Below are 25,606 nucleotides of genomic sequence, written 5' to 3' on the forward strand. Positions count from 1 at the left end.
TTTCGTGGATCCAGCCGATCGACCCGGGGTCGCGGCGGGAAGTTTGCCTGGCGTATGGTTTTGGACATATCCTAAAAAACCAATAAAAATTTCCGCGCAACGGCAGTTCTCACATTCAGGGAAATTGCCAGGCAAAGGCATCGAATGGATATCTCGCGCCAGGCGTTATTTGGCCGGCTCAATCTCACCCTGTTCAAGGCGATCGAAAGCGCGACGGCCTTTTGCAAGCTCCGCGGCAATCCGTACGTGGAGCTGGTGCATTGGCTCCACCAGTTGCTGCAAGCACCGGATGGCGACCTGCAGCGCATGCTGCGCCATGCGGGCGCCGACCTGTCCGTGCTCGAATCCGACCTGGCCCGCGCGCTGGCGGCGTTGCCGGCGGGCGCCGCCTCGGTCAGCGACTTCTCGTTCCAGCTCGAGTCGGCGATCGAGCGGGCATGGGTCTATGCCACGCTTGCCTTTTCCGATGACCGCGTGCGCGGCGCTTACCTGCTCGTCGCACTGCTCAAGACGCCGGAGCTGCGCCGCACCGTGCTGGGCATCTCGAACCAGTTCGCGAAGCTGCGGGCCGATGACCTGGTGGCAATGGCGCCGGCTCTCATCGCGCAGTCGCCCGAGAACCATGAAGCGGCCTATGACGGCAGCGGCCTGGCGCCCGCCATACCGGGTGAAGCCAGCGGTGCCACGGCATCTGCCAGCGCCAGCGCTGCAGCCTTGGGCAAGTACTGTCGCGACCTGACCGAAGCGGCGCGCGCGGGTCAGCTGGATCCCGTGATCGGCCGCGAGCATGAGATCCGCACCATGACGGATATCCTGCTGCGCCGCCGTCAGAACAATCCGCTTCTGACCGGCGAGGCGGGCGTGGGCAAGACCGCCGTCATCGAGGGGCTGGCGCAGGCCATTGCTACGGGCGAGGTGCCGCCCGCGCTGAAGGGCACCAGGTTGCTGAGCCTCGATGTCGGTGCGCTGCTCGCCGGCGCAAGCATGAAGGGCGAGTTCGAAGCGCGCTTGAAGGGCGTCCTCGAGGAAGCTGCCAGATCCGCGGCGCCCGTGATCCTGTTCGTCGATGAAGTCCACACGCTGGTCGGCGCCGGGGGGCAGGCCGGCACCGGCGATGCGGCGAACCTGCTCAAGCCGGCGCTGGCGCGCGGGGCCTTGCGCATGATCGGCGCCACCACCTGGAGCGAGTACAAGCGCCACATCGAAAAGGACCCCGCGCTCACCCGCCGCTTCCAGGCCCTGCAGGTGATGGAGCCGGAGGAGACCACGGCCGTCGCCATGGTGCGAGGGCTGGTCCGGACCTTCGAGGCCCATCATCAGGTGCTGATCCGCGATGAAGCGGTGCGGGCCGCGGTCAGGCTATCGCACCGCTATCTCCCCTCGCGGCAGTTGCCTGACAAGGCGATCAGCCTGCTCGACACCGCCTGTGCCCGCGTTGCGCTGTCACTGCATGCGCCGCCGGCCGAGGTCGAACACCTGCGCCACGCACTTGCCGCAGCCGACGTCGAATGCGCGCTATTGGCCAGGGAAGCCGAACTCGGCCATCCGGATGCTGAGCGGATCGGCGTCGCGCAGGCCGACCGCGAGCAGGCTGGCGCGCGCCTGGCCCTGGCCGAGGCGCGCTGGTGCCGGGAGCGCGGCCTGGCGCGCGAGCTGGTGGCCGGCCGCCAGGCGCTGATGCAGCCTGCGTCGGATCCGGCGCGGGGTACTGCGCCGGTTCGGCAGTCGCTGGCGCAACTCGAGGCCGATCTTCGTGACGCGCAGGCAGGCGCGCCGCTCGTCTACACCGAAGTGGACGCAGCCGTGGTCGCGGCCATCGTCGCCGACTGGACCGGCATCCCGGTCAGGCGCATGGTCGCGGACGAGGTGGCGACCGTGATGCGGTTGCCGCAGGTGCTTGGCGAACGCGTGATCGGGCAGGACCACGCGCTGCTGCAGCTGGGCGAGCGCGTGCAGACCGCCCGCGCGCGGCTGACCGACCCGGACAAGCCGGTCGGCGTGTTCCTGCTGGCAGGTCCGTCGGGCGTCGGCAAGACCGAGACGGCGCTGGCGTTGGCCGATGCCCTGTACGGCGGCGTGCAGAACCTGATCACCGTCAATCTCTCGGAATTCCAGGAGCCGCACACCGTCTCCACGCTCAAGGGCGCGCCGCCGGGCTATGTCGGCTATGGCGAAGGCGGCGTGCTGACCGAAGCGGTGCGCCGGCGGCCCTACAGCGTGGTGTTGCTCGACGAGGTCGAGAAGGCGCATGCCGATGTCCACGAAGTCTTCTACCAGGTCTTCGACAAGGGCTGCATGGAGGATGGCGAGGGACGCCATATCGACTTCAGGAACACCATCCTGCTGCTGACCACCAATGCCGGTGCCGAGTTGCTGGCGGACCTCTGTGAAGACCCCGCGCGGATGCCGGAACCGGCCGCGCTGCGCGAGGCGCTGATGCCCGAGTTGCGCAGGATATTTCCGGCGGCGTTCCTGGGGCGGCTGGTGGTCGTGCCCTATCTGCCGCTCGCCCCCGACAACCTTGGCCGTATCGTGCGCCTGCATCTGGATCGCGTGGCGGCGCGCATGCAAGACCAGCACGGCATTGTGCTGACGTACGAAGCGGCGGTGGTCGCGCTGATCGTGAAGCGTTGTCCGGTCGGCGAGACCGGCGCGCGCCAGCTGATCAGCTTCATCGAGCAGGTCATACAGCCGCGGCTTGCACGCGTGTGGCTGCAGGCCCTGTCCGAGCAGCGCCAGCTTGCCGCGATCGCGATCCGCGTTGACGACGGTGAGCCTGACGGGCTCGCCTGCCACACCGAACACCGCGCCGGCGGCGATGCCGCTGCGCCGGAGTGTCCCGAGGCCGGTCCGGCATGAAGCCAACCGGCACGTCCATGTAACCCCCAGGGGAGAACCATGTCTGTTGTGAACAGTTCGCAGAAATTCGTCGCACGCAATCGCGCGCCGCGGGTGCAGATCGAGTACGACGTCGAAGTGTACGGCTCGGAGAAGCGCATCGAGCTGCCTTTCGTGATGGGCGTGCTGGCCGACTTGTCTGGCACGCCAGCCGAGCCGCTGCCGGCGGTTGCCGATCGCAAGTTTCTGGATATCGACATCGACAACTTCGACGAGCGCATGAAGGCCATGAAGCCGCGCGTAGCGCTCGCGGTGCCCAATACGCTTTCCGGCGACGGCCAGCTCGTGGTCGACATGACCTTCGAGAGCATCGAAGACTTCTCGCCCGCGGCCGTGGCCGGCAAGGTCGACGCGCTCAGGCAATTGCTCGATGCCCGCACCCAGCTGGCCAACCTGCAAACCTACATGGACGGAAAGTCGGGTGCCGAAGCGCTGATCAACCAGTTGCTGCAGGACCCCGCGCTGCTGCAATCACTGGCAAAAGCGCCCAGGCCCACGGCCGGCGAAGACAAGCCCCAGACGCCGCAGTCCTGAATCGATCGGCTGCTTGCCCACCTGAACCAATTCATCAAGCAAGGATTCCATGGCCTCCGTCCAACCAGCCCAAGCCCATGCGCCCGCGAGCGCTGACCATTCCGACTTCGCGGCGCTGATCAGCCGCGAGTTTTCGCCCAAGACCGAGCAGGCGCGCGAGGCCGTCGACCTCGCCGTCAAGACCCTGGCCGAGCAGGCGCTCGCCAGCGCGTTCACCATCAGCGATGATGCCTACAAAAGCATCGAAGCCATCATCGGTGCGATCGACAGCAAGCTTTCCGAGCAGATCAACCTGATCCTGCACCATGAGGACTTCCAGAAGCTGGAGTCCGCCTGGCGCGGCCTGCACCACCTGGTCTCGAACACCGAAACCGACGACAAGCTGCGCATCCGCGTGATGGATGTGTCCAAGGAAGAGCTGCGCCGCACGCTGCGCCGCTACAAGGGCATCGGCTGGGACCAGAGCCCGTTCTTCAAGCGCATCTATGAGGAAGAGTACGGGCAGCTTGGCGGCGAGCCCTATGGCTGCCTGGTGGCCGACTACTACTTCGACCATACGCCGCCCGACGTCGAACTGCTTGGCTCGCTCGCCAAGATCTCGGCAGCGGCCCACGCCCCGTTCATCGCCGGCGCCTCGCCGTCGGTGCTGCAGATGGACTCGTGGCAGGAGCTGGCCAATCCGCGCGATCTGTCCAAAATCTTCCAGAACCTGGAATACGCGCCGTGGAACAGCCTGCGCAATGCCGAAGACGCGCGCTACGTCGGGCTGGCCATGCCGCGCTTCCTGTCGCGGCTGCCCTACGGCATCCGGACCAACCCGGTCGACGAGTTCGACTTCGAGGAAGACACCGACGGTGCCGATCACCGCAAGTACGTGTGGAGCAATGCCGCGTACGCCATGGCGGTCAATATCAACCGCTCGTTCAAGCTCTATGGCTGGTGCACGCTGATCCGGGGCGTGGAAAGCGGCGGTGTGGTGGAGAACCTGCCATGCCACACCTTCCCGACCGACGATGGCGGCATCGACATGAAGTGCCCGACCGAGATTGCGATTTCGGATCGCCGTGAGGCGGAGCTGTCGAAGAACGGCTTTATCTCGCTGGTGCACCGCAAGAACACCGACTACGCAGCCTTCATCGGCGCGCAGTCGATGCAGAAGCCAGCCGAGTACTACGACGCCGACGCGACCGCCAACGCCAACCTGTCGGCGAGGCTGCCCTACCTGTTCGCCTGCTCGCGCTTCGCGCACTACCTGAAGTGCATCGTGCGCGACAAGATCGGCGCCTTCAAGGAGCGCGAGGACATGCAGCGCTGGCTCAACGAATGGATCATGAATTACGTCGACGCCGACCCGGCCAACTCGTCGCAGGAAACCAAGGCGCGCCGTCCGCTGGCGGCAGCCGAGGTGGTCGTCGAGGAAGCGGAAGGCAATCCTGGCTACTACAGCGCCAAGTTCTTCCTGCGCCCGCACTTCCAGCTCGAGGGCCTGACCGTCTCGCTGCGGCTGGTGGCACGCCTGCCGTCGGTGAAGGATGCCGCCTGAGCGCCGCCCGGGCGTTGAAACGTACCGGTAGTTCCATGGCGAGGCCCCGCGCTTCCACCCTCAAGGGAAACGCGGTGCCGGCCGTGGCTCTTGTCTGCAGTACTTGTCTAAACGCGAAAGGAGTTTTGCAATGGCACAGGACATTTTCCTGAAGATCAACGGCATCGATGGCGAGTCGCAGGATTCGTCGCACAAGAATGAAATCGAAGTGCTGGCCTGGGACTGGAGCATCGAGCAACAGTCCACCATGCACGCGGGCAGCGGCGGCGGGGCCGGCAAGGCGACCGTGTCGGACCTGTCGTTCGAGCACTTCATCGACCGCGCGTCGCCCAACCTGATGAAGTATTGCCTCACCGGCAAGCACATCAACGAGGCCGTGCTGGTGGTGCGAAAGGCCGGCGGCAATCCGCTCGAATATCTGAAGCTCACCATGACCGACGTGATCGTCACCAGGGTGAGCCCCACGGGCTCGGTGGAGGATGAGGTGCGCATGCGCGAGAAGGTGGCGTTGTCGTTCTCCAGGGTGAAGCAGGAATACGTGGTGCAGAACGCCCAGGGCGGCAGCGGCGGCGCGGTCACCGCGGGCTACGACATCAAGGGCAACAAGGAAGCCTGATTGCCATCGCTGGCCCTGGCGGCGACTGCGGCCGTCGCCGGGGTCACTGAGGCAATCCGGGCACCGACGCTATGGAAGCTTCAGGGCGCTTCGATGAACCGCATGACATCTGGCCGCTGGCTGCGAGGGTGACCTCATGAATACGCCAAGCAATCTCTCTGTTCCGCGTGTCGGCAGGCACCGCACCGTCAGCGTGGCCAGCGCCGCGATTCCCGACCTGCTGGGTCAGCCCCAGCTGGAATTCGTGCGCCTGTCCGGCCACGAGGGCCTGAGCGAGCTGTTCACCTACAAGGTAGACCTGCGCGCGGTGTCGCCCGCGGCCGAGCAGTACCTTGCCGAGGCCGACCCCGACGCGATGATCGGGCGCGAGATGACCGTCACCATCGAGCTCGATGGCATCGGCACCGGCCTGGCGGGCGGAGTCGGCGCCGGGCAGCGCGAGATCACCGGCGTCATCTCGGATCTCGAGCAGGTCGGCGGCGTGGCGGAGAACCGCGTGTACCGGTTCACGCTGCGTCCGTGGCTTTGGCTGGCGACGCTGACGTCGGACTTCAAGCCGTTCCAGAGGAAGACGGTAATCGAGATCGTCGACGAGGTGCTTGCCGACTACCCGTTCGCGGTAGAGAAGCGCCTGGACACGTCGGTCTATCCGAAGCTCGACTGGGAGGTGCAGCACGGCGAGACCGATGCCGCCTTCATCCAGCGTTTGACGGAAGAGTATGGCATCACCTACTTCTTCGAGCATGACGGCGGCCACCACCGGCTGGTGCTCGCCGCCGAATCGGGCGCGTATCGCCCGTTCCCGAGCGAGGCCTATCACACGCTGGCGCTCTATCCGAGCGGCTTCAAGATCGACCAGGAACACCTGGTGCGCTTCGACCCGGTCAACCGGCTGCGCACCGGCAAGGTCACGCTCAGTGACTACGATCCGCGCAAGCCGCGCGCAGACCTGAGCACCGACAACAGCCAGCCGCGCGACACCAGTTTCGGCGGGTTCGATCGCTACGAGTACCCGGGCGACTACGTCGATCCCGCGGTGGGCGAGATGCGCGCACGGATCCGCATGGAAGAGCGCCGCTCGCGCGGGCGGCGTGCGCGCGGCGCGGGCGCGCTGCGCGGGGTCGCGGCGGGTTGCACCTACTTTGTCAGCAACCACGGCAACCCGGCGATGAACCGCGAGTATCTCGTCACTGGTGCCACGCTGGAACTGGAGGATATCGGCGGCGAAGCCGGCAGCGGACAGCGCTTTGCCTGCCGCGTCGCGTTCGAAGCGCACCCGACCGATGAAGTTTTCCGCCCGCCGCGCACGGTCGACAAGCCGCGCGTGTCCGGCTTGCAGCGAGCGGTGGTGACCGGCCCGAAGAACCAGGAGATCTGGTGCAACGATCACGGCAACGTGATCGTCCAGTTCGAATGGGATCGCTACGGCAAGCATGACGAGAACTCGTCGCCGTGGATCCGGGTGGTCAATGGCTGGTCGGGCGACCAGTTTGGCGCGATGCATATTCCGCGCATCGGGCAGGAGGTGATGGTGGCCTTCCTCAACGGCGACCCGGACTGCCCGGTGATCGTCGGCCGCGCACCGAACCAGCTCAACCTGCCGCCGTGGGCACTGCCCGGGCAGCATGCCTTGTCGGGGATCCGCAGCAAGGAGCTGTTTGGCGGGCGCCACAACCACCTGCTGATGGACGACACGCAGGGCCAGATCCAGGCACAGCTGTCCTCGGACCACCAGGCATCGCAACTGAACCTGGGCTATCTGACCGGTGTGCCGGACCACGCCGGACGCAAGGACCGGCGCGGCGAGGGCTTTGATCTGCGCACCGACGGCCAGGGGGCGATACGCGGTGCGAAGGGGTTGTTCCTGACGGCCGAAGGGCAGGTCGGCGCCGTGGGCGGGCACCTGTCGCGCGATGAGTTCATCCGCTGCATGGAAGCGGCGCTGGAAGCGGCGAAGTCCTTTGGTGACTACGGCCATGCGCATGAAGGGCTGGCCGCGGATACGGCCCCGCAGGCCGACCTCACGCGGGCCGTCAGGGAGTGGGATGCCGGCGCCAACAACCATCCGGACGCGCCGGGCCAGGGTGGCCAGCCGTTGCTCGGCGCGTATGCGCCGGCTGGCATGGCGCTGGCGACGCCCAAGGGGCTGACCAGCTACGCCGGCCAGCATATCGACATGGTGTCGCGGCTGAACCAGCAGCTGACGGCGGGGCAGCGGTTCGTGGTCAATGCGGGGTGGGGGATCAGCAGCTTCGCGCACAGCGGCGACATCCGCACCCTTGCGCACCAGGGCAACGTGCTGACGCAGGCGCAAGGCGGCAGCGTGATCAGCAACGCCTTGAACGACATCACGATGACGGCCACCCACGGCGCGATCCTGCTCAACGCCAAGGCCGGCATCACCCTCATGAGCGGCAACGCGGGCATCCGTATCGCCGACGGCTGCGTCGATGTGTTCGGGCCGACCCGGGTGCATCTCAATACCGGGGATTTCGATGTGCCAGGGCCGCAGGGGATCAGCCGAGCCTTGCCCCGGTTTGAATCTGCCGATACCGGCCGCCTGTTCCGTCTGGTGCGTCCGCTCGACAACCAGCCGGTCGCGAACGTCCCCTACCGGATCGTGAAAGCGGACGGCGGCGTGCTGACCGGGACCACCAATGCAAAAGGAGAAACAGAGCTCTATGCGGCGGATGCGGCGGAGGCGCTATCGATAAGTTTCGGTAAAGGACTGACGCCCGCGGGCGGAACTGAATAGGGCGGTCAGCGTGCGTAGATTCCCGCGTCCGGCACTGCTTGAGGTGCCTTGGTTTTCGGCTTCCAGCACCGTTGGGGCGACCCCTCAGGCGTTGCAGCAGGATCCTCGGCATGTCGCATCGCGCCTAACGCGAACTGTCCTGCGCGTACGCCAACGCCAACGCGTCGATGCTGGTGCGCGTGCGGGCAATGACGACGCGATCCGGGTCCGCGGGGAAACCCCGGATCCGGCAATGACGCGCTTCATGATGCATGCACGTATCGAGTCGGATCCACTGTTGCCCTGTTATGCGCAGGTGGTTGACCTGTATCAGCACGAAGGCAGCCAGGACCCGGAGCATCTTGGTGGCGTGGTTGCGGCATCGATGGCGAGCATGCCGGAAGCGCAAGGATGCCGTGCACGTTTCCCGAACACACCGCGATCTGCCGCGGACCAGGCCGAACTGGGGGCGTGTTGCGTGATGTTGGTTGCGCTGCGTTTCTCCGTTCTGCACTGCCATGGCAGTCCTCTTGAACCAATCCATACGCACAATCCTTTCGATTGCCTTGTGAGTCAAACATGAGCCATCAAGCTGACTACAGCGCCGAATCCCTGACCCTGCCCGGCAGCCCTCGAGTTGACCTGGACTATCCCGCACTTCTGCCAGGCGTGGTGATCTACGTGCACGGCGTCAATTCCACGGGCGAATGGTTTGAAGACAGCGAAACGGGTATCTGCGCGGGGCTGAATACCCGACTGCAACGGAACACCGATCAGGTGTTCCGTGTCGGGGGCAGCGGACAGTTACGGCCCGCTACCTATCGGAGGGAGCTGACGGAAGACGGTTTCATTGTCGATGACTTGAGTGCTGATGCGTTCGTCAGCGAACCCGGCTACAGCCCCATCATCCGCTTTCGCTGGGGCTACAAGGCTAGCAAGGATGAACTGGCGACAGTGGGCGGAAACATCCTGCTGGATGAGGCGGATGCCTGGGGCGGCGGCCCCTTCGCCAACGGCTGCTCGGCGTTGCCCGACATGTTTGGCGGCGGTGTCGACACGGGCCTGTTCCTGGGTGTGGCGGTGCAGGATATGAATCCGAGCGACCGGTTGATCTACAGCTGTCCGCCTCGCCACTACCAGGCCTTTGCCGCGTGGCGGCTGGCCAAACTGGTGGCGCGGGTGCGCGAGATGCATCGAGCGCGGTACGGCGGCAAGGACTGTCCGGTCACGCTGGTCTGCCACAGCCAGGGCAATATGATCGGGATCGGCTCGGCATTCTTTGGCGCCAACCACCCGGATCTTGGGGGATTGGGCGTGGCTGACACCTACGTGCTCGCGAACGCGCCCTACAGCTTGCAGAAGAACAGGCTCGACAACTATGCCCAGTATGACTTGAAGACCATGCAGGGGCGGGTCAAGCACGATGCGCGCGTCAAGACCCTGGCGGCATTCTTCGACCTGGTGCGCAGTGGGCCGGGAAGGCATGCCAGTGACGAAGAGGTCAATCTTGAGGTCATGAACAGCGCCCCGCGCAACGGTGACAAGCCACGCAAGGCGGACCAGGACCGGGCAGAGCGCGCCACGCGCAAGCGCGTTTTTCTTTATTGCAATCCACACGATCGGGTGATCTCCGTGTCGACGGTGCAGGGCATGGGCTGGCTAGGCCTGAGTCAGGAGGAAGTCACCGCCACCAAGGCCGAAGGCGTGCTGTACCAGCGGGTCTGGGCGCAGGCAGGCCTGCCGGGAGGCGAGGCGTTCAAGGTGGGCAACAGCCCAGGCTTCACCTACGACTACTGGAAGCACACGATCGGGGCCTGTCCGGAGCAGAACCAGTTCTGGGAACCGCAGGCTGACCGTCTGAGCCTGCAGATCAGCGAGATCTGGGACGATCCGCGGCGCACCGTACTGGGCAAAGCTGCGGTGACGGCAATTGGCGGCCTCGCGCAATTCGTCATCAGCGCGATCACCACCGCAGGCGGCAAAGCGGCGTATGCCAACGCTGAACCGGACAGGCACTGGTCAGTGAACATCAGTGCGCCGGCGGTGCCCGGAGGAGGCATCGTGCCGCGCGCGCTCTACCTTCCGCGCGGAAGCGGACAGAAGCTCGAGGGCGAGACGCCGAGCGGGCTCAAAACGTCAACCGGGGCGGACGACGCCCGCGTGAGCGGCCCCTTCAATCGCCACAAGGAATCTGCGACCGACGCGCTGAACCCCAACCGGGCCGCAGGCGCGGACGATCCCTATGCCAGGCAGCGTGCCAGCGGCCACGGCGATGGCGCCAGCGAAGCCGCAATGCGCTACGACCAGAACGCCGCCATCCGGCAGAAGGCGCGGCGGTATATCTACGCCGAAGACGGCAGCTTGCAGCCGGACTCGCCCTACAGCGAAAAGGATGTGGAGAAGCTCGATGCCAAGCGCCACGATGAGATCCGGAACACCAGGTTTGGAGAGTTCGCGCAGGAGACGCGCATGGGGTTGCTGGCCAAGGGCGTGGACCAGCAGGCGAGCAACCACTCGACCATCCTGACCAATCCGGCGCATAGCGAGGAGGTGCTGGCCTATGACGTGGATGTGGGGGTGTGCTACTTCAATTCGGCGGAACTGGATCAGTTGCGGCGAATGGCTGACTGGCGGTGGTGCAAGCCGAAGACGGACGACATTGGGAGCGACTTAAAGAAGGACAACGAGTGGGAGTACCACGCGTTGGCTTCTGTAGGGGGACAAGGAATGTCGGATATCAACGCGTTCAATTCGATGAGCGGTACGTTGGACAGGTTGCGTATTAATGGCGCACGCAATTCCTGGCCGCTACAGGCCGCGAACAATCCGAGTGGCAACGACCACAACGTAGCTTAGGTTCCGACGATGGTTCAACTGCCCAAAGCTTGTGGCCATCTTAGGATGGCGCTCGTCGCCAGTGTCGTGGCGTGCATCTGTCTATTTCTATCTTCCTGTCAGACGGGAGCCCATATGTCTAGCTATTCCCGCAAGCCCGTGGCATGGCCACGACCGTCCGCGGCGGCCAATACCGATCCTTCTACCGCACCGGCGGCACTGGTACTGGGCGTGCAGTGGTTGAACCCCCTGATGCGCCGTAGCTATCCAACACATTGGAACCTGTTATGGGTGCAAGGGCTGGTCCAGCCCAACGCAGACGACACCGAGGCCAAGCGCTTCAAGCTGGGAGAGGCCGTGGGCAGGTTGATCAACGGGATCAGCCCAGGCAAGCGTCTCGAGGATATTCCCAATCTTGAGCTCAGCTATTGGGAGGGCCTGTCGGACTTGCTGGACAACCCGCTACGTACGCTGGATGCCTATGCGGTCGATCCGACCTACTTCTATTCAGTGCGCCAGGGTACCGACCGGCCGGACTACATGGACACGCGCGTCTTCGCCGGCATGGCGCAGCGCTGGATCGGCACGCCCACGTATCTCAACGAAACACCGAACGGCTTTGAACGTGAATTCCTGAAGGAGCAGCAAGACATGGGCATACCAGCTCCGAGCGTGATTGCGTACGACGCCGCCCACGCCGAGGAGCGCATGCGCGACTACTGGGTCACCATGCACACGAACTGGCAGGGGAAGCTCGAGCGGGGCGCGCCTGCCACCCAGGCGATGATCATTGGCGAACGTACTCTGACCATCAACGCAGTACGCCGCTTCATATTTGGTCGGGTGGCGCAAGCCGCCTCCTGCAAGAGCATGCTGCTCAACCCGAGCGGCAAACTACCCACGGTGACGGTGGCAGCCGGCGCTGAAGCCGTGGGCTTCTACACGCTCAAGCAAGCGCTGGCCTACCTGCAAGCCAACCCCAAGCGCCTGGTGTGGGTCTGGAACATGGACGCGCCCAACTATCCGTATGGGGCGCAGACCAACGAGAACTCGGCCTTCCTGATCCTGGGGCATCCCGGCGCGGACTGGGGCTATGCACCGCTGGCCGCCATCTATGCGCCGCAGCAGCACGAAGGCGGCATCCACGTCAGTGCGGCCAACCCGGGCGGGGCGTGGAATGACCTGCTCAAGGCCGTCGCCGCGCAGGCGCCGGAAGCCAGCCCGGTACAGCGGATCTATCACGACATCTATCCGAAGTCGCCGCGGATCGTGGCACAGACCCGCGCCTTGCGTGAAGCGCTGCACCGGCAGTGGCCGGAACTGGACCAGATCGGCGCGGTGCATAGCGTAGCGGAACAGATGGTGGGTCCGGCTGGCGCGGCCAGCTTCGCGGTGAATGCGGCGTTTGCCGCTGCCTACGCCAACCAGAGCGGCAATAGCGCGGTGGTGACGAGCCTGGCCGATCCCGACGACGCGTGGGCGGTGCTGATCGCGCCGCCGCCAGGGTGGCAGCGGCAGCCGCCGGTGACGACATGGGACCGTGCGCGCGGAGAAGGGCGGGCGTATTGGCCGTGGTTTGGAAAACAGACTGGCTGACGATGAGAAACATGGAGACTGCCAAGCCGCTGAGTCGAGGCAAGGGCTGCCTTGCGGCGCGTGCGGGCGCGTGCCTTGCGATCGGTGCCTGCTGCTGGCTGGCCGCCTGCCAGTCGTACGGAGCCCATATGTCTAGCTATTCCCGCAAGCCCGTGGCATGGCCACGACCGTCAGCGGCGGCCAATACCGATCTTTCTACCGCACCGGCGGCACTGGTACTGGGCGTGCAGTGGTTGAACCCCCTGATGCGCCGTAGCTATCCAACACATTGGAACCTGTTATGGGTGCAAGGGCTGGTCCAGCCCAACGCAGACGATACCGAGGCCAATCGTTTCAAGTTGGGAGACGCCGTGGGCAGATTGATCAACGGGATCAGCCCGGGCAAGCGCCTGGAAGATATTCCCAATCTTGAGCTCAGCTATTGGGAGGGCCTGTCGGACTTGCTGGACAACCCGCTACGTACGCTGGATGCCTATGCGGTCGATCCGACCTACTTCTATTCAGTGCGCCAAGGTACCGACCGGCCGGACTACATGGACACGCGCGTCTTCGCCGGCATGGCGCAGCGCTGGATCGGCACGCCTACGTATCTCGATGAAACGCCTGCTTCTAGTGAACGGCGGATCTTGGGCAAACAGAAGGCGGCCGGTGTGCCAGCGCCTAGTGTGGTTGCCTACGATGCGGCCCACGCCGAGGAGCGTATGCGCGACTATTGGGTCACCCTGCACACAGGGTTGGATGGTGAGCCAATGCGAGGAGTTCCGACATCTGAAGCGATGATCGTGGGCGAACGTACCCTGACCATCAACGCAGTGCGCCGATTGGTGTTTGACCGGTTTGCCCTCGCCGCCTCCTGCAAGAGCATGCTGCTCAACCCGAGCGGCAAGTTGCCCACGGTGACAGTGGCAGCCGGCGCTGAAGCCGTGGGCTTCTACACGCTCAAGCAAGCGCTGGCCTACCTGCAAGCCAACCCCAAGCGCCTGGTGTGGGTCTGGAACATGGACGCGCCCAACTATCCGTATGGGGCGCAGACCAACGAGAACTCCGCCTTCCTGATCCTGGGGCATCCCGGCGCGGACTGGGGCTATGCACCGCTGGCCGCCATCTATGCGCCGCAACAGCACGAAGGCGGCATCCACGCCAGTGCGGCCAACCCGGGCGGGGCGTGGAATGACCTGCTCAAGGCAGTGGCTGCGCAAGCGCCGCAAGCCAGCCCGGTACAGCGGATCTATCACGACATCTATCCGAAGTCGCCGCGGATCGTGGAACAGACCCGCGCCTTGCGCGAAGCGCTGCACCGGCAGTGGCCGGAACTGGACCAGATCGGCGCGGTGCATAGCGTAGCGGAACAGATGGTGGGGCCGGCGGGTGCGGCCAGCTTCGCGGTGAATGCGGCGTTTGCCGCTGCCTATGTTAACCAGAGCGGCAACAGCGCGGTGGTGACGAGCCTGGCCGATCCCGACGACGCGTGGGCGGTGCTGATCGCGCCGCCGCCAGGGTGGCAGCGGCAGCCGCCGGTGACGACATGGGACCGTGCGCGTGGCGAAGGACGGGCGTATTGGCCGTGGTTTGGAAAACAGACTGGCTGAAGATGAAAAGCACTAAGACAGCTAATCCAGCCCTTCGGATCAATCCATACCCACGATCCTTTCGATTGCCTTGTGAGTCAAACATGAGCCATCAAGCTGACTACAGCGCCGAATCCCTGACCCTGCCCGGCAGCCCTCGACTTGACCTGGACTATCCCGCACTTCTGCCAGGCGTGGTGATCTACGTGCACGGCGTCAATTCCACGGGCGAATGGTTTGAGGACAGCGAAGCCGCAATGCGCTACGACCAGAACGCCGCCATCCGGCAGAAGGCGCGCCGCTATATCTACGCCGAAGACGGCAGCTTGCAGTCGGATTCGCCTTACAGCGAAAAGGATGTGGAGAAGCTCGATGCCAAGCGCCACGATGAGATCCGGAACACCCGGTTTGGGGAGTTTGCGCAAGAGACACGCATGGGCTTGCTGGCCAAGGGCGTGGACCAGCAGGCGAGCAACCACTCGACCATCCTGACCAATCCGGCGCATAGCGAGGAGGTGTTGGCCTACGACGTGGATGTGGGGGTGTGCTACTTCAATTCGGCGGAACTGGATCAGTTGCGGCGAATGGCTGACTGGCGGTGGTGCAAGCCAAGGAAAGATGATGCAGACAGCGACAACGATAATGAATTTCAATATTACGCATCTGCAGAGCTTGGTGGCGTGAAGCTGAGGGACTTGGCTAGGTACAACAGCCAGTTGGAAGAGGAAGGCCAGCCAAATTGCTTGGACACATTGGAAGTCAATAGGGAGCGTAACACTTGGCCATTACAGGCCAACAATAGGGCGGGCGGCAATGATTCCGTTACTGCCTAGGCGTTGATCATGCGCTCAGTTTCTTGTTCTCGTTACTCCCCTATCAACGTTGCAGCCAGGGTCGTGGCATGCCTTTGCCTTTCTCTCACTGCCTGCCAGTCCGGATCGCACATGTTCAATTACTCTCGCAAGGCCGTAGCATGGCCGCGTTCATCATCCGCTGCCGCCAATGCCGGTCCTGCCATTGCACCGGCTGCGCTGGTGCTCGGAGTGCAATGGCTGAATCCGCTGATGCGTCGCAGCTATCCAACGCATTGGAACCTGTTATGGGCGCAGGGGCTGGCGCAGCCCAACGAGAATGATGCTGAAGCCAAGCGCTTCAAGCTGGGCGATGCTGTGGGCCGATTGATCGACGGGGCCTTAGCGCCGGGGGAGCGACCTGAAGCTTATCCAAACGCCCGGTTCGACAAGTATCGCGACGTACTGGAAGATTTGCTTGATAAGCCATTGCGCACGCTGGACGCCTACGCGGTTGATCCGACGTATTTCTATTCAGTGCGCCAGGGTACCGACCGACCGGACTACATGGACACGCGCGTCTTTGCCGGCATGGCGCAGCGCTGGATCGTCACACCCACCTATCTCAACGAAAAGCCGAATGCGACCGAACGCGAAGTGTTGCGCATGCAGAGTCGCGCCGGCGTACCCGCGCCGAGCGTGATCGCTTACGACGCGGCGCACGCCGAGGAGCGCATGCGCGACTACTGGGTCAACCTGCATAAGAACTTGGAGGGCGAGCCCGAACGCGGAACGTCGACGACTCAAGCGATGATCATCGGCGAACGTACCCTGACCATCAACGCAGTGCGCCGACTGGTGTTCGACCGGGTTGCCTCTGCCGCCTCCTGCAAGAGCATGCTGCTCAACCCGAGCGGCAAGTTGCCCACGGTGACAGTGGCAGCCGGCGCTGAAGCCGTGGGCTTCTACACGCTCAAACAAGCGCTGGCCTACCTGCAAGCCAATCCCAAGCGCCTGGCGTGGGTCTGGAACATGGACGCACCCAACTATCCGTATGGGGCGCAGACCAACGAGAACTCCGCCTTCCTGATCCTGGGGCATCCCGGCGCCGACTGGGGCTATGCACCGCTGGCCGCCATCTATGCGCCGCAGCAGCACGAAGGCGGCATCCACGCCAGTGCGGCCAACCCGGGCGGGGCGTGGAATGACCTGCTCAAGGCCGTCGCCGCGCAGGCGCCGCAAGCCAGCCCGGTACAGCGGATCTATCACGACATCTATCCGAAGTCGCCGCGGATCGTGGCACAGACCCGCGCCTTGCGTGAAGCGCTGCACCGGCAGTGGCCGGAACTGGACCAGATCGGCGCGGTGCATAGCGTAGCGGAACAGATGGTGGGTCCGGCTGGCGCGGCCAGCTTCGCGGTGAATGCGGCGTTTGCCGCTGCCTACGCCAACCAGAGCGGCAATAGCGCGGTGGTGACGAGCCTGGCCGATCCCGACGACGCGTGGGCGGTGCTGATCGCGCCGCCGCCAGGGTGGCAGCGGCAGCCGCCGGTGACGACATGGGACCGTGCGCGCGGAGAAGGGCGGGCGTATTGGCCGTGGTTTGGCAAGCGAGCAGGTTGAGAGGCGAAGCGCAGGGGGAACACCCCCATGCCGCTATGTGCACCTAAGACGAAGAGGAGTCATGCATGTCCGCGAACATCATTACCGTTGGCGACGCTACCACCCATGGCGGCGTCGTGATCAGTGGCTCGCCCACCAGCAAGATTCAAGGCAAGCCTGTCGCCCGACTGGGCGACCTGGTGCGATGTCCGCAACGCTACCCCGACGGACGGCCACATGGCATCAACCCGATCGTGCAGGTGGCGGGGCGATACAAGGTCGGGGGCATACCCGGGGCCTGTGCGGGCGATCTGACCGCGTGCGGCTGTGCGTTGATCGGCAGCCACGGGGCGCGGGCATGAGGACAGATGTGAAGCGGCGGGGCATGCCCGCGGTGGGCAGCGGGCGGGTTCTGTGGCAGCGGACGGGCGGCATTCTGCTGCTGTGGCTTGCTGCTTGCGCAACAGCGCCCGCCCAACGCGAACAAATGAAGCTGGACCTCTCCTTAACCGCCAAAGACACCATCAACCCCGACGACAAGGGCAGGCCATCTCCGGTCCTGGTTCGCGTCTACGAGCTCAAAACCGACGGCACGTTCGAGAATGCGGACTACTACTCGCTGGAGAAGTCAGACAAGACGTTGCTGACACAGGATCTGCTGGCACGAGACGAGTTCGTCCTCCGGCCCGGGGAGTCGCGCGACATCGAGCGCAAGCTCAATCCGGAGACGCAGTCCATCGGCATTCTGGTCGGTTACAGGGAGCTTGGCAAAGCTACCTGGCGATCGGTCTACAAACTGCCGCCGGCTCCGGAAGCCGCGTGGTACCGCATGGCGATACCGGCGCGCAAGGTCAGGCTGCAAGTCTCGCTGGACCAGCAGACCATCACGATTTCCAAACCTGATTGAATCCATGAGCTGGTACAACAAAGTCGTCTGGAGCGAGGGCTTGTTCCTGCGCCCGCAACTCTTTCAGCAGCAGGAACGCTACCTGGAGCACTACGCGCACAAGCGCAGCGCCGCGCTGAGCCCGTTTTTCTGGGGCTTTCACCATGTCTCGATCGATGCTGAAGCGCTCTCGCTGGGCAAGCTGGTGGTCTCCAGTGCCGCGGGGATCTTCCAGGACGGTACGCCCTTCGACGCGCCGGCGCATACCGCCGTGCCGGCGCCGCTTGCGCTGCAGGCCGAGCACCTGAACCAGGTCATCTGCCTGGCGGTGCCGATTCGCACGCCGAACGCCGAAGAGGTCAACTTCGAGGATGCCGCCGATTCGCTGGCGCGATACCGTGCCTTCGAACAGGAATTGCTCGATGCGAATTCGATCGCACAGGGGCCAAAGCTGGTCCAGCTAGCTGACCTGCGTCTGCGGCTGTTGCCAGAGAAGGAACTGTCCGAATCGTGGCTGGGCTTGCCTCTGACAAGCGTGGCGGAGATCCGCGCCGATGGCAGCGCCAGGCTGGATACGGCGCTGATCCCGCCGGTCAATGTCTATACGGCCAGCACCTTGCTGCAGACATGGCTTGCCGAAATCCATGGCCTGCTGCATCTGAGAGCCGATGCGATGGCGGAGCGCCTTTCGGCTGCGACGATGCGGGGCGGGGATGCCGCCGAGGTGTCGGAATACCTGATCCTCCAGTTGCTGAACCGGTACGAGCCGATCCTGACCCACTTGCTGAAGGCGAAGGCAGCGTCGCCCGAGGTGCTGTACCTGCACCTGGCGGCATTGGCCGGGGAACTGTCGACCTTCGTGCGCACCCAGACCCGGCGTCCGGCCGAGCATGCGGCCTATCGGCACGATGCCCCGCATCTTTGCCTGAAGCCATTGGTCGATGACCTGCGCTTTCTGCTCAATGTGGTGCTGGAGCGCGCTGCGCAGCGGATCGACATCACGGAGCAGCCGAATGGGATGCGGATGGCGGTGCTCGACCCGGGCGAGATCGGCCGCTTCGCGACCTTTGTGCTGGCGGTGGCCGCGCAGGTTCCGGCGGATCTGTTGCAGCAGCAGTTTCCGGCCCAGACCAAGGTGGGACCTTCCGCGCGGCTGGCGGAGCTGATCCGGTCGCATCTTCCCGGCATTCCGTTGCAGTCGCTGCCGGTGCCCCCACGGCAGATCCCGTTCAATGCCGGCCATGTCTACTTTGAGCTCTCTCAGAAGCATCCGCTGTGGGAACAGGTCGCACAGTACGGTGGACTGGCGCTGCACGTCGCGGGCACCTTTCCGGAATTGCGCATGGAGCTGTGGGGAGTGCGGCAATGAGCGAGCCACTGGTGTCGGCGGGGCTGCCATTGGAAGCGCAACCAGCACAGGGTGCCAGGGCCGCGGAGCACGCAAGGCCAGGCGGCGCAGCCGGGGCGAACGGCCAGGACGAGACGCGCAAGTCGGTTGAGCAGCGCGTGGATGAGATCCGGCGCAAGGCCAATCCCTTGCTCGCCGCGGCACGGCCGCTGCTGCGTGCGCTGGCCGACATGCCGGCATCGCTGCGGCAAGACCAGGCCGCGGCGCTGAAGCGAATGCTGGTGCGGGAGGCGAAAGACTTCCAGTCAGTGTGCGAGCGCGCGAATCTTCGGCGCGAACAAGTCCTGGCAGCACAGTACTGCCTGTGTACGGCGCTGGATGAGGCTGCCAACGGCACGGACTGGGGGCGCCATGGCTGGGCCAGCAACAGCCTGCTGATCCAGTTGCACGGGGAGAACGACGGCGGCGAAAAGGTGTTCCAGCTGCTGGGCCGGCTGGTAGCCTCGCCGGCCGAACACATGCCGGTGATCGAGGTGATCTATCACGTCTTGTCCCTTGGCTTCCTGGGCCGATATGCCGGCCACGCCGACGGCCACCGCCAGCTCGACGCGATCCGGCAGCGCCTGCTGCAGCTGATCAGCGGGGCCCGCGACAGCGTGCCGCGCGACTTGTCGCCGCACTGGCGCGGCGCTGACGCCGGGCGGCTCCGGCTGCTGCGCGCGGTGCCGGTATGGGTCACGGTGTCGGTGCTGGCGCTGGCGGCCTTTGGCCTGTTTGGCTGGTACAAGTACCAGCTCTTGTTCCGCACCCACGATCTCGAGCAGCAGATCCTTGCCATCGGCAAGGCGACGCCGCCGGAACCGCCCAAGGCGCTGCGCCTTGCGGCGCTGCTCAAGGACGAGATCGCGCGCGGCGTTGTCAGCGTCCAGGAGGATGCGGCGCGCAGTGCCGTCACCTTCCGCGGCGATGACATGTTCGGCGGCGGCCGCGCCGAGGTCAGCGAGCGGATCCTGCCGTTGCTGGACAAGGTTGCCGCGGAGATCAACAAGGTCGCCGGCAAGGTAACGGTGATCGGCCACAGCGACAACGTTCCGATCAGGACGGCAAGGTACCCGTCAAACCAGGCGTTGTCGGAGGAGCGCGCTGCGACGGTGACCGAGTACCTGGCCAGCAAGGGCGTTGCAAAGAGCCGCCTGGAAGCGATCGGCAAGGGCGATGCCGAGCCGCTTGCCGACAACAAGACGCCGGCCGGGCGGGCGAAGAATCGCCGGGTCGAGATCGTGGTGACGCAATAACCGGGCGTCAAGAGCAAGTTCAAGGGCAAGGCATGGAATTCCTCAAGCGTATTGGTACGGTGCTGTTCTCGCGGCTCACGCTCGCTCTCGTTGCCGGGCTCATGGTCGCGGCGGCCATCTGGTTTATCGGGCCGCTTCTCGGCTTCAACGGCATGCGTCCGCTGGCTGGCACCGGCGCACGCGTTACGCTGATCGTGCTGCTGCTGGCGCTGACGCTGTTCTGGCTGCTGGGTTGGCCGGTTTCCACCATAGGCGTTGTCGCGCTGTGCCTGCTGGTCTGGCATGCTGGCCCGTTGCTGGCCGTTGGCGCCACGCATCCGCTGGAGCCCGGCTCGGTCCGGATCCTGCTGATCGCCGCGATGGTGTTTATCTTCGCCGCGTACCTGTTGTACCGGCTATGGCAGCGCGCCCGCACGGACCGGACGCTGGTCGAGAGCCTGCTGAACTTTGGCGGCAAGCGTGCGGAAGTCGTGGCCAGGGACGAGATTGCCAGTCTGAACACGGTCATCCAGGCCGCGCTGGGGCAACTCAGGAGCATGCGCACCGGCAGCCGGTTGGCGCGCCTGTTCGAGGGACGGCGCTATCTTTACGAACTGCCCTGGTATCTCATGGTGGGCGTTCCGGGGGCCGGCAAGACCACGGCGCTGCTGAATGCCGGGTTGCAATTCCCCATTGCAGAGCAGATGGGCGCGGCGGCTCGCGCCCGGCATGGCACCGCGCAGACCGACTGGTGGTTCACCAACGAGGCGGTGCTGATCGATACGGCGGGCCGCTACACCGCGCAGGAATCGGGCTCGGTGGCAGATCCGGCCGAGTGGAAGGGCTTCCTCGGCCTGCTGCGAAAGTACCGTGCCCGCGCCCCGATCAATGGCGCACTGGTGGCGATCAGCGTGGCGGACCTGCTGCGTCATTCCAGCGCGCAACGAGTGGCCGAAGCGGCCAGGATCCGCGCGCGCCTGGCCGAGCTGCGCGAGGAATTGGGGGTCCAGTTCCCGATCTACGTGCTGGTGACCAAGCTCGACCAGCTTGCCGGCTTTGCCGAGTACTTCCAGTACCTCACCAGCGAAGGACGGGCCCAGCCCTGGGGCTTCACCTTGCCCGCCGCCGGCAAGCCGCGCCGCGGCCAGCCGGCCGTCGAGGTCGGCGCGCGCTGCCGCGAGGAGATGCAGGCGCTGGTGACGCGCCTGGATGCGGGGCTCGAGGGGCGGCTGTATGAGGAATTCGACCTGAGCCGGCGCCAGGCGCTTTACGCGCTGAGCGACGAGGTCGCCAGCCTGACCGAGCCGCTGGTCGCGATGCTGGAGCAAATCTTCCTGGATTCGCGGTACGACGACACCGAGCGCAATGCCATGCTGCGCGGCGTGTACTTCACCAGCGCCGCGCAGTCCGGGACGGAGGTGGTCGCGGATGCGGGCACCGTGATCAGGCAATTGCGTGGCATCGGGCAAACCGGCGTCCAGGCTGGCGCCGCCGCCGCGGAAAAGGCCACGGACAAGGCCACGGACAAGGCCACGGGCAACCGCAGCTACTTCCTGCAGGACGTGTTCAAGCGCATCATCGTGCCCGAAGCGCATCAAACCTGCGCTGGGAATTCCGCTACCGCATGCTGCGGGTGCTGGGGCACGCGCTGGCGCTGGTGATCTTCCTCTGGCTGGCCGGCGCGCTGTACGCGAGCTTCGGCCACAACCGCAGCTATCTTGACGTGGTGCAGGAGAAGGCCAAGGCGCTGGCAACGACGGTGGCGGCCTTCTACAAGAAGCCGGCGCCGGATGCCATGCCCGAAGTGCTGGCGGCCGCCCGCGACCTGCCTGCCTATGCCGGCCTGGACCTGGCCGATCCGTCTGTCGACTGGCGCTATGGCCTGTACAGCGTGCCGCCGGTGCTGGACGCCGCGACCCTGACCCATGGCCGGCTGCAGGACAACCTGCTGGTGCCGTACCTGGTGCGCCGGGTCGAAGCGGTGCTGTCCGGTGCGGTCAGCCAGCGCGACGCCAGGCAGACCTACGATACCCTGCGGGTCTACCTGATGCTGCACGACGCGGAAAAGTTCAACGCCGCCGACGTGCGCAGCTGGGTGCAGAGCGACTGGGCCACGGGCAAGGGAGCCGATGCCTTCGGCGGCCGGGTGGCCGTGCTGGAGCATCTGGACCGCCTGCTCGACGGCAGCCGGCCGGTCTTGTCGCCCTATGCCCGCAACGAGGCGCTGATCCGGTCCGCGCGCGACTTCCTGGACAGCGATACCTCGGTCGAACGCCTCTATGAGCGCGCCAGGGCGGCGATGATGGAACAGGCGCCGCAGGATTTCACACTGGTGCGCGCGGTCGGCCCCCAGGCGGGCACGGTCTTCACCCGGGCCAGCGGCGAGCCGCTGGAGCGCGGCATTCCGGGGCTGTTTACCTACGCCGGCTATCACGACCTGTTCAACGCGCGCCTGCCGGAGTTCGTCGCCAGGGCGCAGGCGGTCGACATCTGGGTGATGGGCCGTGGCACCGGGCCCGGCGCTCAAAAAAAAACGGCTGACGATGCCATCGGCCGGCTCACCGGCAATGATCCGCTCACGCGCGAGATCCGGCGGCTCTACCTGAACGAATATGCCCGGACCTGGGAGGCCTTTCTGGGTGATATCCGGACCGTGACCGGCAACGACCTTGCCTTCGACCTGGAGATCGTGCGCAACTTTGCCGCGCCGGATTCACCGCTCGCACGGCTGGCCCGGGCCGCGGTGCAAGAAACGACGCTGAGCCGCCCGCTCGATCCCGAGGAGAAGTCGCTGGCGCAGAAGGCGTTGTCAGCGCTCGACAAGACCACCGAAAAAGCCGGAGCACTGAGCGCGCGCGCCGAGGCCCGTCAGGAACGCGAACTGGTCGATAACCGCTTCGCTGCGCTGCGCGAAGTGGTCACCGGCCAGGCCGACGCGACGGCACCGGGCGCGCGCGACACAGCCGGCAAGCCCAGACTCGATGCGGTGGCCGGCATCGTCAACGCCTACTACACCAGCCTGGTGGTCGCCCATAACGCGCTCAGCACGCGCAACCTGCCGCCGCCGGCGGAAGCGGGCGAACAATTGCGCATGGAGGCGGCGAAGCTGCCGGCGCCGTTCAAGGCGGTGCTGGCGGACCTGGTCGTGCAGGGGGCGAGGGACGTCAACAAGGGCGTGGGCGATATCCTGATCGCGCAGATGGACGCGGTCATCGGCGAGAGCTGCCGCAGTGCCATCGACGGCAAGTATCCGTTCACGCCGACGTCCACGCAGGACGTGGACCCGGAAGACTTTGCCCGCGTCTTCGCCGCGGGCGGCGTGCTGGACGACTTTTTCCAGAAGGTGCTGGCGCCGCACGTGGATACCACCATCTCGCCCTGGCGCTACAAGCTGACCGCACCCGACGTGCCGCCCGTGGCTGGCCCGAGCCTGGTTCCATTCCAGCGCGCCAGGGAGATCCGGGAAGTGTTCTTCCGGGATCCGGGCGCGAAGAAGATGGCGTGGAAAGTCGACCTGAAAGTGGTGGAACTCGATCCCGAGATCGTCGAGCTCAACATGGACTTTGACGGACAGAGCCAGCGCTACGTGCATGGGCCGGTTATCCCGCTCAAGGTGACCTGGCCCGGACCACGCGGCGGGCAAGTCGCCGAGATCAGCGCCAGCCCGCGGATTCGCCCGGATACGTCGACGCTGGCCGCCAACGGCCCGTGGGCGCTGATGCGGGTGATCGCCCGGGGCCGTCTCGCCGGCTCCGCGACCGCCAGCCACTTCATGGCGGAATACGACTTCGACGGCCGCAAGGCGAAGCTCGATATCAATACCGGCAGCCTTGCCAACCCCTGGACCACCGGAATGCTGCAGGGCTTCCAATGCCCGGGGAGGTCCGGATGATCACGGCGCCGTCGATGTTCGGCAAGTTGCCCGGACAACGGGATTTTGTCCGGCACCGCGCCCCGCTGGACCAGGTACAGGCGTGGCGCAGTTGCTTCGATGGCGGGGACGACGCCTTGCCGGTGCGGGCGGCATCGCATGCCGCGAATGCCCCGGCGCGGCAATGGCTGCACCTGACCCCGCCGAGCCTGTCAGGCCCGTGCCGGCTGTGCCCCGGCGAGCCGTGCCAGTTCGTGCTGCGGCCCGGCGGCCTGCAGTTTCCCGACGGGCGCGGCTACCTGGTCGGTGTCATTGCCGCCTCGCATGACCAGGTCGGGCGGCGCTATCCGCTGGTGGTCTGGCAATGCGCCAGTGCCGGATGGGCTGGTCATGTCCTCGCCCCGCCTGCACAGTGGTTGACCGAATTGGCGCAGCTGGTGCGCGACCACACGCACGAGGCGGACCGAACCGGGCTGCCCGCGGCAATCGACGCCCTGTGGGCCCGGCACCGGCCGCGCTGGGGCGAGCGCCTGCGGCTGTCGCTCGGGCGCCTGGCGGAGGCGGGCGCACGCGCCAGCGGACGTCGCGCGCCCAGCGCAATGTGCGAAAGCTTTCTCCCTGACCTGCTGCGCCTTGGCAGCCTTGGCAGCGTCTGGCAGTCCACGGGCCGCGGCCCTTTCGGGATTGAAGGGCTGGCTTCGATCCGCCGCATCGTGGCTGGACTCTGATCTCCCTCCCAACACGGGAAACGCGGCCGGCGCCATCGTTTCCCATCACTTCAACCGCAACGGCTCCAGCAACGCCCCGTCATACTCGCCCCGCGAAATCCGCCCCAGCTCCAGCATCCGCCGCAGGATATAAACCTGCCGCTGGCGCGCGCGCCTGGGATTGGCCACCGGGTTGTTCGCCGAGGGCGCCTTGGGCAAGCCCGCCAGCATCGCGCATTCGGCCAGCGTCAACTGGTCCAGCCGCTTGCCGAAGTAAGTCCGCGCCGCATCGGCAAAGCCATACGCGCCCTGTCCCAGGTAGATCTTGTTCAGGTACAGCTCCAGGATCTGGTCCTTGCTGAGGGCCTTTTCGATGCGGTAGGACAGCAGCACCTCATACAGCTTGCGCGTATAGGTCTTCTCACGCGACAGGTAGAAGTTGCGCGCGACCTGCATGGTGATGGTCGACGCGCCCTGCGACAGTTCGTCGGACAGGTTGGCGATGCCGGCGCGGATCACGCCGACGTAGTCGATGCCGTCATGCAGGTAGAAGCGTTCATCCTCGATCGCCACCACCGCCTCGGTCAGCGCGCGCGGGATCTTTTCGATCGGGACGTAGTCCGGCGTATCGCGGAAGGCGGTAAGCGCGTCGAGCGACGGCAATTGCCGGTTGGCGGCCAGGATGGCGATGGCGGCCAGCAGCGCGCCGCCGATCGCGGCGAGCAGCAGCAGCTTGAGCAGGGCGGAGCAGAGGCTTTTCATGGCGCATATTGTGCCAGCGGCCGCGCGCCCCGCGCGAGTGC

Annotated in this window: 17 protein-coding genes and 1 pseudogene; 17 read left to right on the top strand and 1 reads right to left on the bottom strand. The window is 65.4% G+C overall.

What is annotated here, in order from left to right; genetic code table 11:
• Positions 1–144: 144 nt before the first annotated feature.
• The 17 genes and pseudogenes from tssH (at position 145) to CBM2594_RS04415 (ending at position 24,824) form a co-directional block, all read left to right on the top strand.
• The gene (gene tssH / locus CBM2594_RS04335; protein ID WP_116355765.1) at positions 145–2,859 is read left to right on the top strand and encodes a type VI secretion system ATPase TssH; all 2,715 of its coding nucleotides are present in this window, start codon (positions 145–147) and stop codon (positions 2,857–2,859) included.
• Between the two features lie 39 nt (positions 2,860–2,898).
• Positions 2,899–3,432, top strand: a complete 534-nt coding sequence (gene tssB / locus CBM2594_RS04340) for a type VI secretion system contractile sheath small subunit (protein WP_116355766.1) — start codon at positions 2,899–2,901, stop codon at positions 3,430–3,432.
• A 49-nt stretch (positions 3,433–3,481) separates the two neighbouring features.
• The gene (gene tssC, locus CBM2594_RS04345; RefSeq protein ID WP_116355767.1) at positions 3,482–4,975 is read left to right on the top strand and encodes a type VI secretion system contractile sheath large subunit; all 1,494 of its coding nucleotides are present in this window, start codon (positions 3,482–3,484) and stop codon (positions 4,973–4,975) included.
• Positions 4,976–5,105: 130 nt separating this feature from the next.
• Entirely contained in the window at positions 5,106–5,591 is a 486-nt protein-coding gene (locus CBM2594_RS04350) for an Hcp family type VI secretion system effector (RefSeq protein ID WP_116355768.1), read from the top strand.
• 136 nt (positions 5,592–5,727) lie between these two features.
• Positions 5,728–8,346: a type VI secretion system Vgr family protein gene (locus CBM2594_RS04355; protein ID WP_116355769.1), complete on the top strand. Its 2,619-nt coding sequence runs from the start codon at positions 5,728–5,730 to the stop codon at positions 8,344–8,346.
• A 232-nt stretch (positions 8,347–8,578) separates the two neighbouring features.
• Entirely contained in the window at positions 8,579–8,908 is a 330-nt protein-coding gene (locus tag CBM2594_RS04360) for a hypothetical protein (protein WP_147310399.1), read from the top strand.
• Positions 8,905–11,181 (top strand): T6SS effector phospholipase Tle3 domain-containing protein, encoded by a 2,277-nt coding sequence (locus CBM2594_RS04365; protein WP_116355771.1) that lies wholly within the window; start codon positions 8,905–8,907, stop codon positions 11,179–11,181. The genes CBM2594_RS04360 and CBM2594_RS04365 overlap by 4 nt, the downstream gene beginning before the upstream one ends.
• A 114-nt stretch (positions 11,182–11,295) precedes the next feature.
• Positions 11,296–12,756 (top strand): hypothetical protein, encoded by a 1,461-nt coding sequence (locus CBM2594_RS04370; RefSeq protein ID WP_232346558.1) that lies wholly within the window; start codon positions 11,296–11,298, stop codon positions 12,754–12,756.
• A gap of 2 nt (positions 12,757–12,758) precedes the next feature.
• Positions 12,759–14,345, top strand: a complete 1,587-nt coding sequence (locus CBM2594_RS04375; RefSeq protein ID WP_373457580.1) for a hypothetical protein — start codon at positions 12,759–12,761, stop codon at positions 14,343–14,345.
• Between the two features lie 83 nt (positions 14,346–14,428).
• A complete protein-coding gene (locus CBM2594_RS04380) occupies positions 14,429–15,157 on the top strand; it encodes a T6SS effector phospholipase Tle3 domain-containing protein (protein WP_198048090.1) in 729 nt (242 codons plus the stop codon).
• Between the two features lie 111 nt (positions 15,158–15,268).
• Positions 15,269–16,738, top strand: coding sequence for a hypothetical protein (locus CBM2594_RS04385; protein WP_232346559.1), 1,470 nt, complete (start codon positions 15,269–15,271; stop codon positions 16,736–16,738).
• A gap of 65 nt (positions 16,739–16,803) precedes the next feature.
• A complete protein-coding gene (locus tag CBM2594_RS04390; RefSeq protein WP_116355775.1) occupies positions 16,804–17,079 on the top strand; it encodes a PAAR domain-containing protein in 276 nt (91 codons plus the stop codon).
• Between the two features lie 23 nt (positions 17,080–17,102).
• Positions 17,103–17,624 carry a type VI secretion system lipoprotein TssJ gene (tssJ, locus tag CBM2594_RS04395; protein WP_290367785.1) on the top strand — a complete coding sequence of 174 codons (522 nt, stop codon included), beginning with the start codon at positions 17,103–17,105 and terminating at the stop codon, positions 17,622–17,624.
• A gap of 4 nt (positions 17,625–17,628) precedes the next feature.
• A complete protein-coding gene (gene tssK, locus CBM2594_RS04400; RefSeq protein ID WP_116355776.1) occupies positions 17,629–18,972 on the top strand; it encodes a type VI secretion system baseplate subunit TssK in 1,344 nt (447 codons plus the stop codon).
• Positions 18,969–20,246, top strand: coding sequence for a type VI secretion system protein TssL, long form (gene tssL / locus CBM2594_RS04405; protein WP_116355777.1), 1,278 nt, complete (start codon positions 18,969–18,971; stop codon positions 20,244–20,246). The genes tssK and tssL overlap by 4 nt, the downstream gene beginning before the upstream one ends.
• A gap of 152 nt (positions 20,247–20,398) precedes the next feature.
• Positions 20,399–24,117, top strand: a pseudogene (gene tssM / locus CBM2594_RS04410) (type VI secretion system membrane subunit TssM).
• On the top strand, positions 24,114–24,824 hold the full coding sequence (locus CBM2594_RS04415; RefSeq protein ID WP_198048091.1) for a TagF domain-containing protein: 711 nt from the start codon (positions 24,114–24,116) through the stop codon (positions 24,822–24,824). The pseudogene tssM and the gene CBM2594_RS04415 overlap by 4 nt, the downstream one beginning before the upstream one ends.
• Before the next feature lie 45 nt (positions 24,825–24,869).
• Here CBM2594_RS04415 and CBM2594_RS04420 read toward each other — a convergent pair whose 3' ends face one another.
• Complete coding sequence (locus CBM2594_RS04420; RefSeq protein WP_116355779.1) at positions 24,870–25,565, bottom strand: transglycosylase domain-containing protein; 696 nt, start codon at positions 25,563–25,565, stop codon at positions 24,870–24,872.
• Between the last annotated feature and the right edge of the window lie 41 nt (positions 25,566–25,606).

Origin of the sequence: Cupriavidus taiwanensis (assembly GCF_900249755.1) — a bacterium.
Classification (GTDB): domain Bacteria; phylum Pseudomonadota; class Gammaproteobacteria; order Burkholderiales; family Burkholderiaceae; genus Cupriavidus; species Cupriavidus taiwanensis_D.

What these genes read in the sequence shown, in the direction of transcription:
- tssH (WP_116355765.1), top strand. Translation starts at nt 145, where the DNA reads ATGGATATCTCGCGCCAGGCGTTATTTGGCCGGCTCAATCTCACCCTG.
- tssB (WP_116355766.1), top strand. Translation starts at nt 2,899, where the DNA reads ATGTCTGTTGTGAACAGTTCGCAGAAATTCGTCGCACGCAATCGCGCG.
- tssC (WP_116355767.1), top strand. Translation starts at nt 3,482, where the DNA reads ATGGCCTCCGTCCAACCAGCCCAAGCCCATGCGCCCGCGAGCGCTGAC.
- CBM2594_RS04350 (WP_116355768.1), top strand. Translation starts at nt 5,106, where the DNA reads ATGGCACAGGACATTTTCCTGAAGATCAACGGCATCGATGGCGAGTCG.
- CBM2594_RS04355 (WP_116355769.1), top strand. Translation starts at nt 5,728, where the DNA reads ATGAATACGCCAAGCAATCTCTCTGTTCCGCGTGTCGGCAGGCACCGC.
- CBM2594_RS04360 (WP_147310399.1), top strand. Translation starts at nt 8,579, where the DNA reads ATGACGCGCTTCATGATGCATGCACGTATCGAGTCGGATCCACTGTTG.
- CBM2594_RS04365 (WP_116355771.1), top strand. Translation starts at nt 8,905, where the DNA reads ATGAGCCATCAAGCTGACTACAGCGCCGAATCCCTGACCCTGCCCGGC.
- CBM2594_RS04370 (WP_232346558.1), top strand. Translation starts at nt 11,296, where the DNA reads ATGTCTAGCTATTCCCGCAAGCCCGTGGCATGGCCACGACCGTCCGCG.
- CBM2594_RS04375 (WP_373457580.1), top strand. Translation starts at nt 12,759, where the DNA reads ATGAGAAACATGGAGACTGCCAAGCCGCTGAGTCGAGGCAAGGGCTGC.
- CBM2594_RS04380 (WP_198048090.1), top strand. Translation starts at nt 14,429, where the DNA reads ATGAGCCATCAAGCTGACTACAGCGCCGAATCCCTGACCCTGCCCGGC.
- CBM2594_RS04385 (WP_232346559.1), top strand. Translation starts at nt 15,269, where the DNA reads ATGTTCAATTACTCTCGCAAGGCCGTAGCATGGCCGCGTTCATCATCC.
- CBM2594_RS04390 (WP_116355775.1), top strand. Translation starts at nt 16,804, where the DNA reads ATGTCCGCGAACATCATTACCGTTGGCGACGCTACCACCCATGGCGGC.
- tssJ (WP_290367785.1), top strand. Translation starts at nt 17,103, where the DNA reads ATGCCCGCGGTGGGCAGCGGGCGGGTTCTGTGGCAGCGGACGGGCGGC.
- tssK (WP_116355776.1), top strand. Translation starts at nt 17,629, where the DNA reads ATGAGCTGGTACAACAAAGTCGTCTGGAGCGAGGGCTTGTTCCTGCGC.
- tssL (WP_116355777.1), top strand. Translation starts at nt 18,969, where the DNA reads ATGAGCGAGCCACTGGTGTCGGCGGGGCTGCCATTGGAAGCGCAACCA.
- CBM2594_RS04415 (WP_198048091.1), top strand. Translation starts at nt 24,114, where the DNA reads ATGATCACGGCGCCGTCGATGTTCGGCAAGTTGCCCGGACAACGGGAT.
- CBM2594_RS04420 (WP_116355779.1), bottom strand. Translation starts at nt 25,565, where the DNA reads ATGAAAAGCCTCTGCTCCGCCCTGCTCAAGCTGCTGCTGCTCGCCGCG.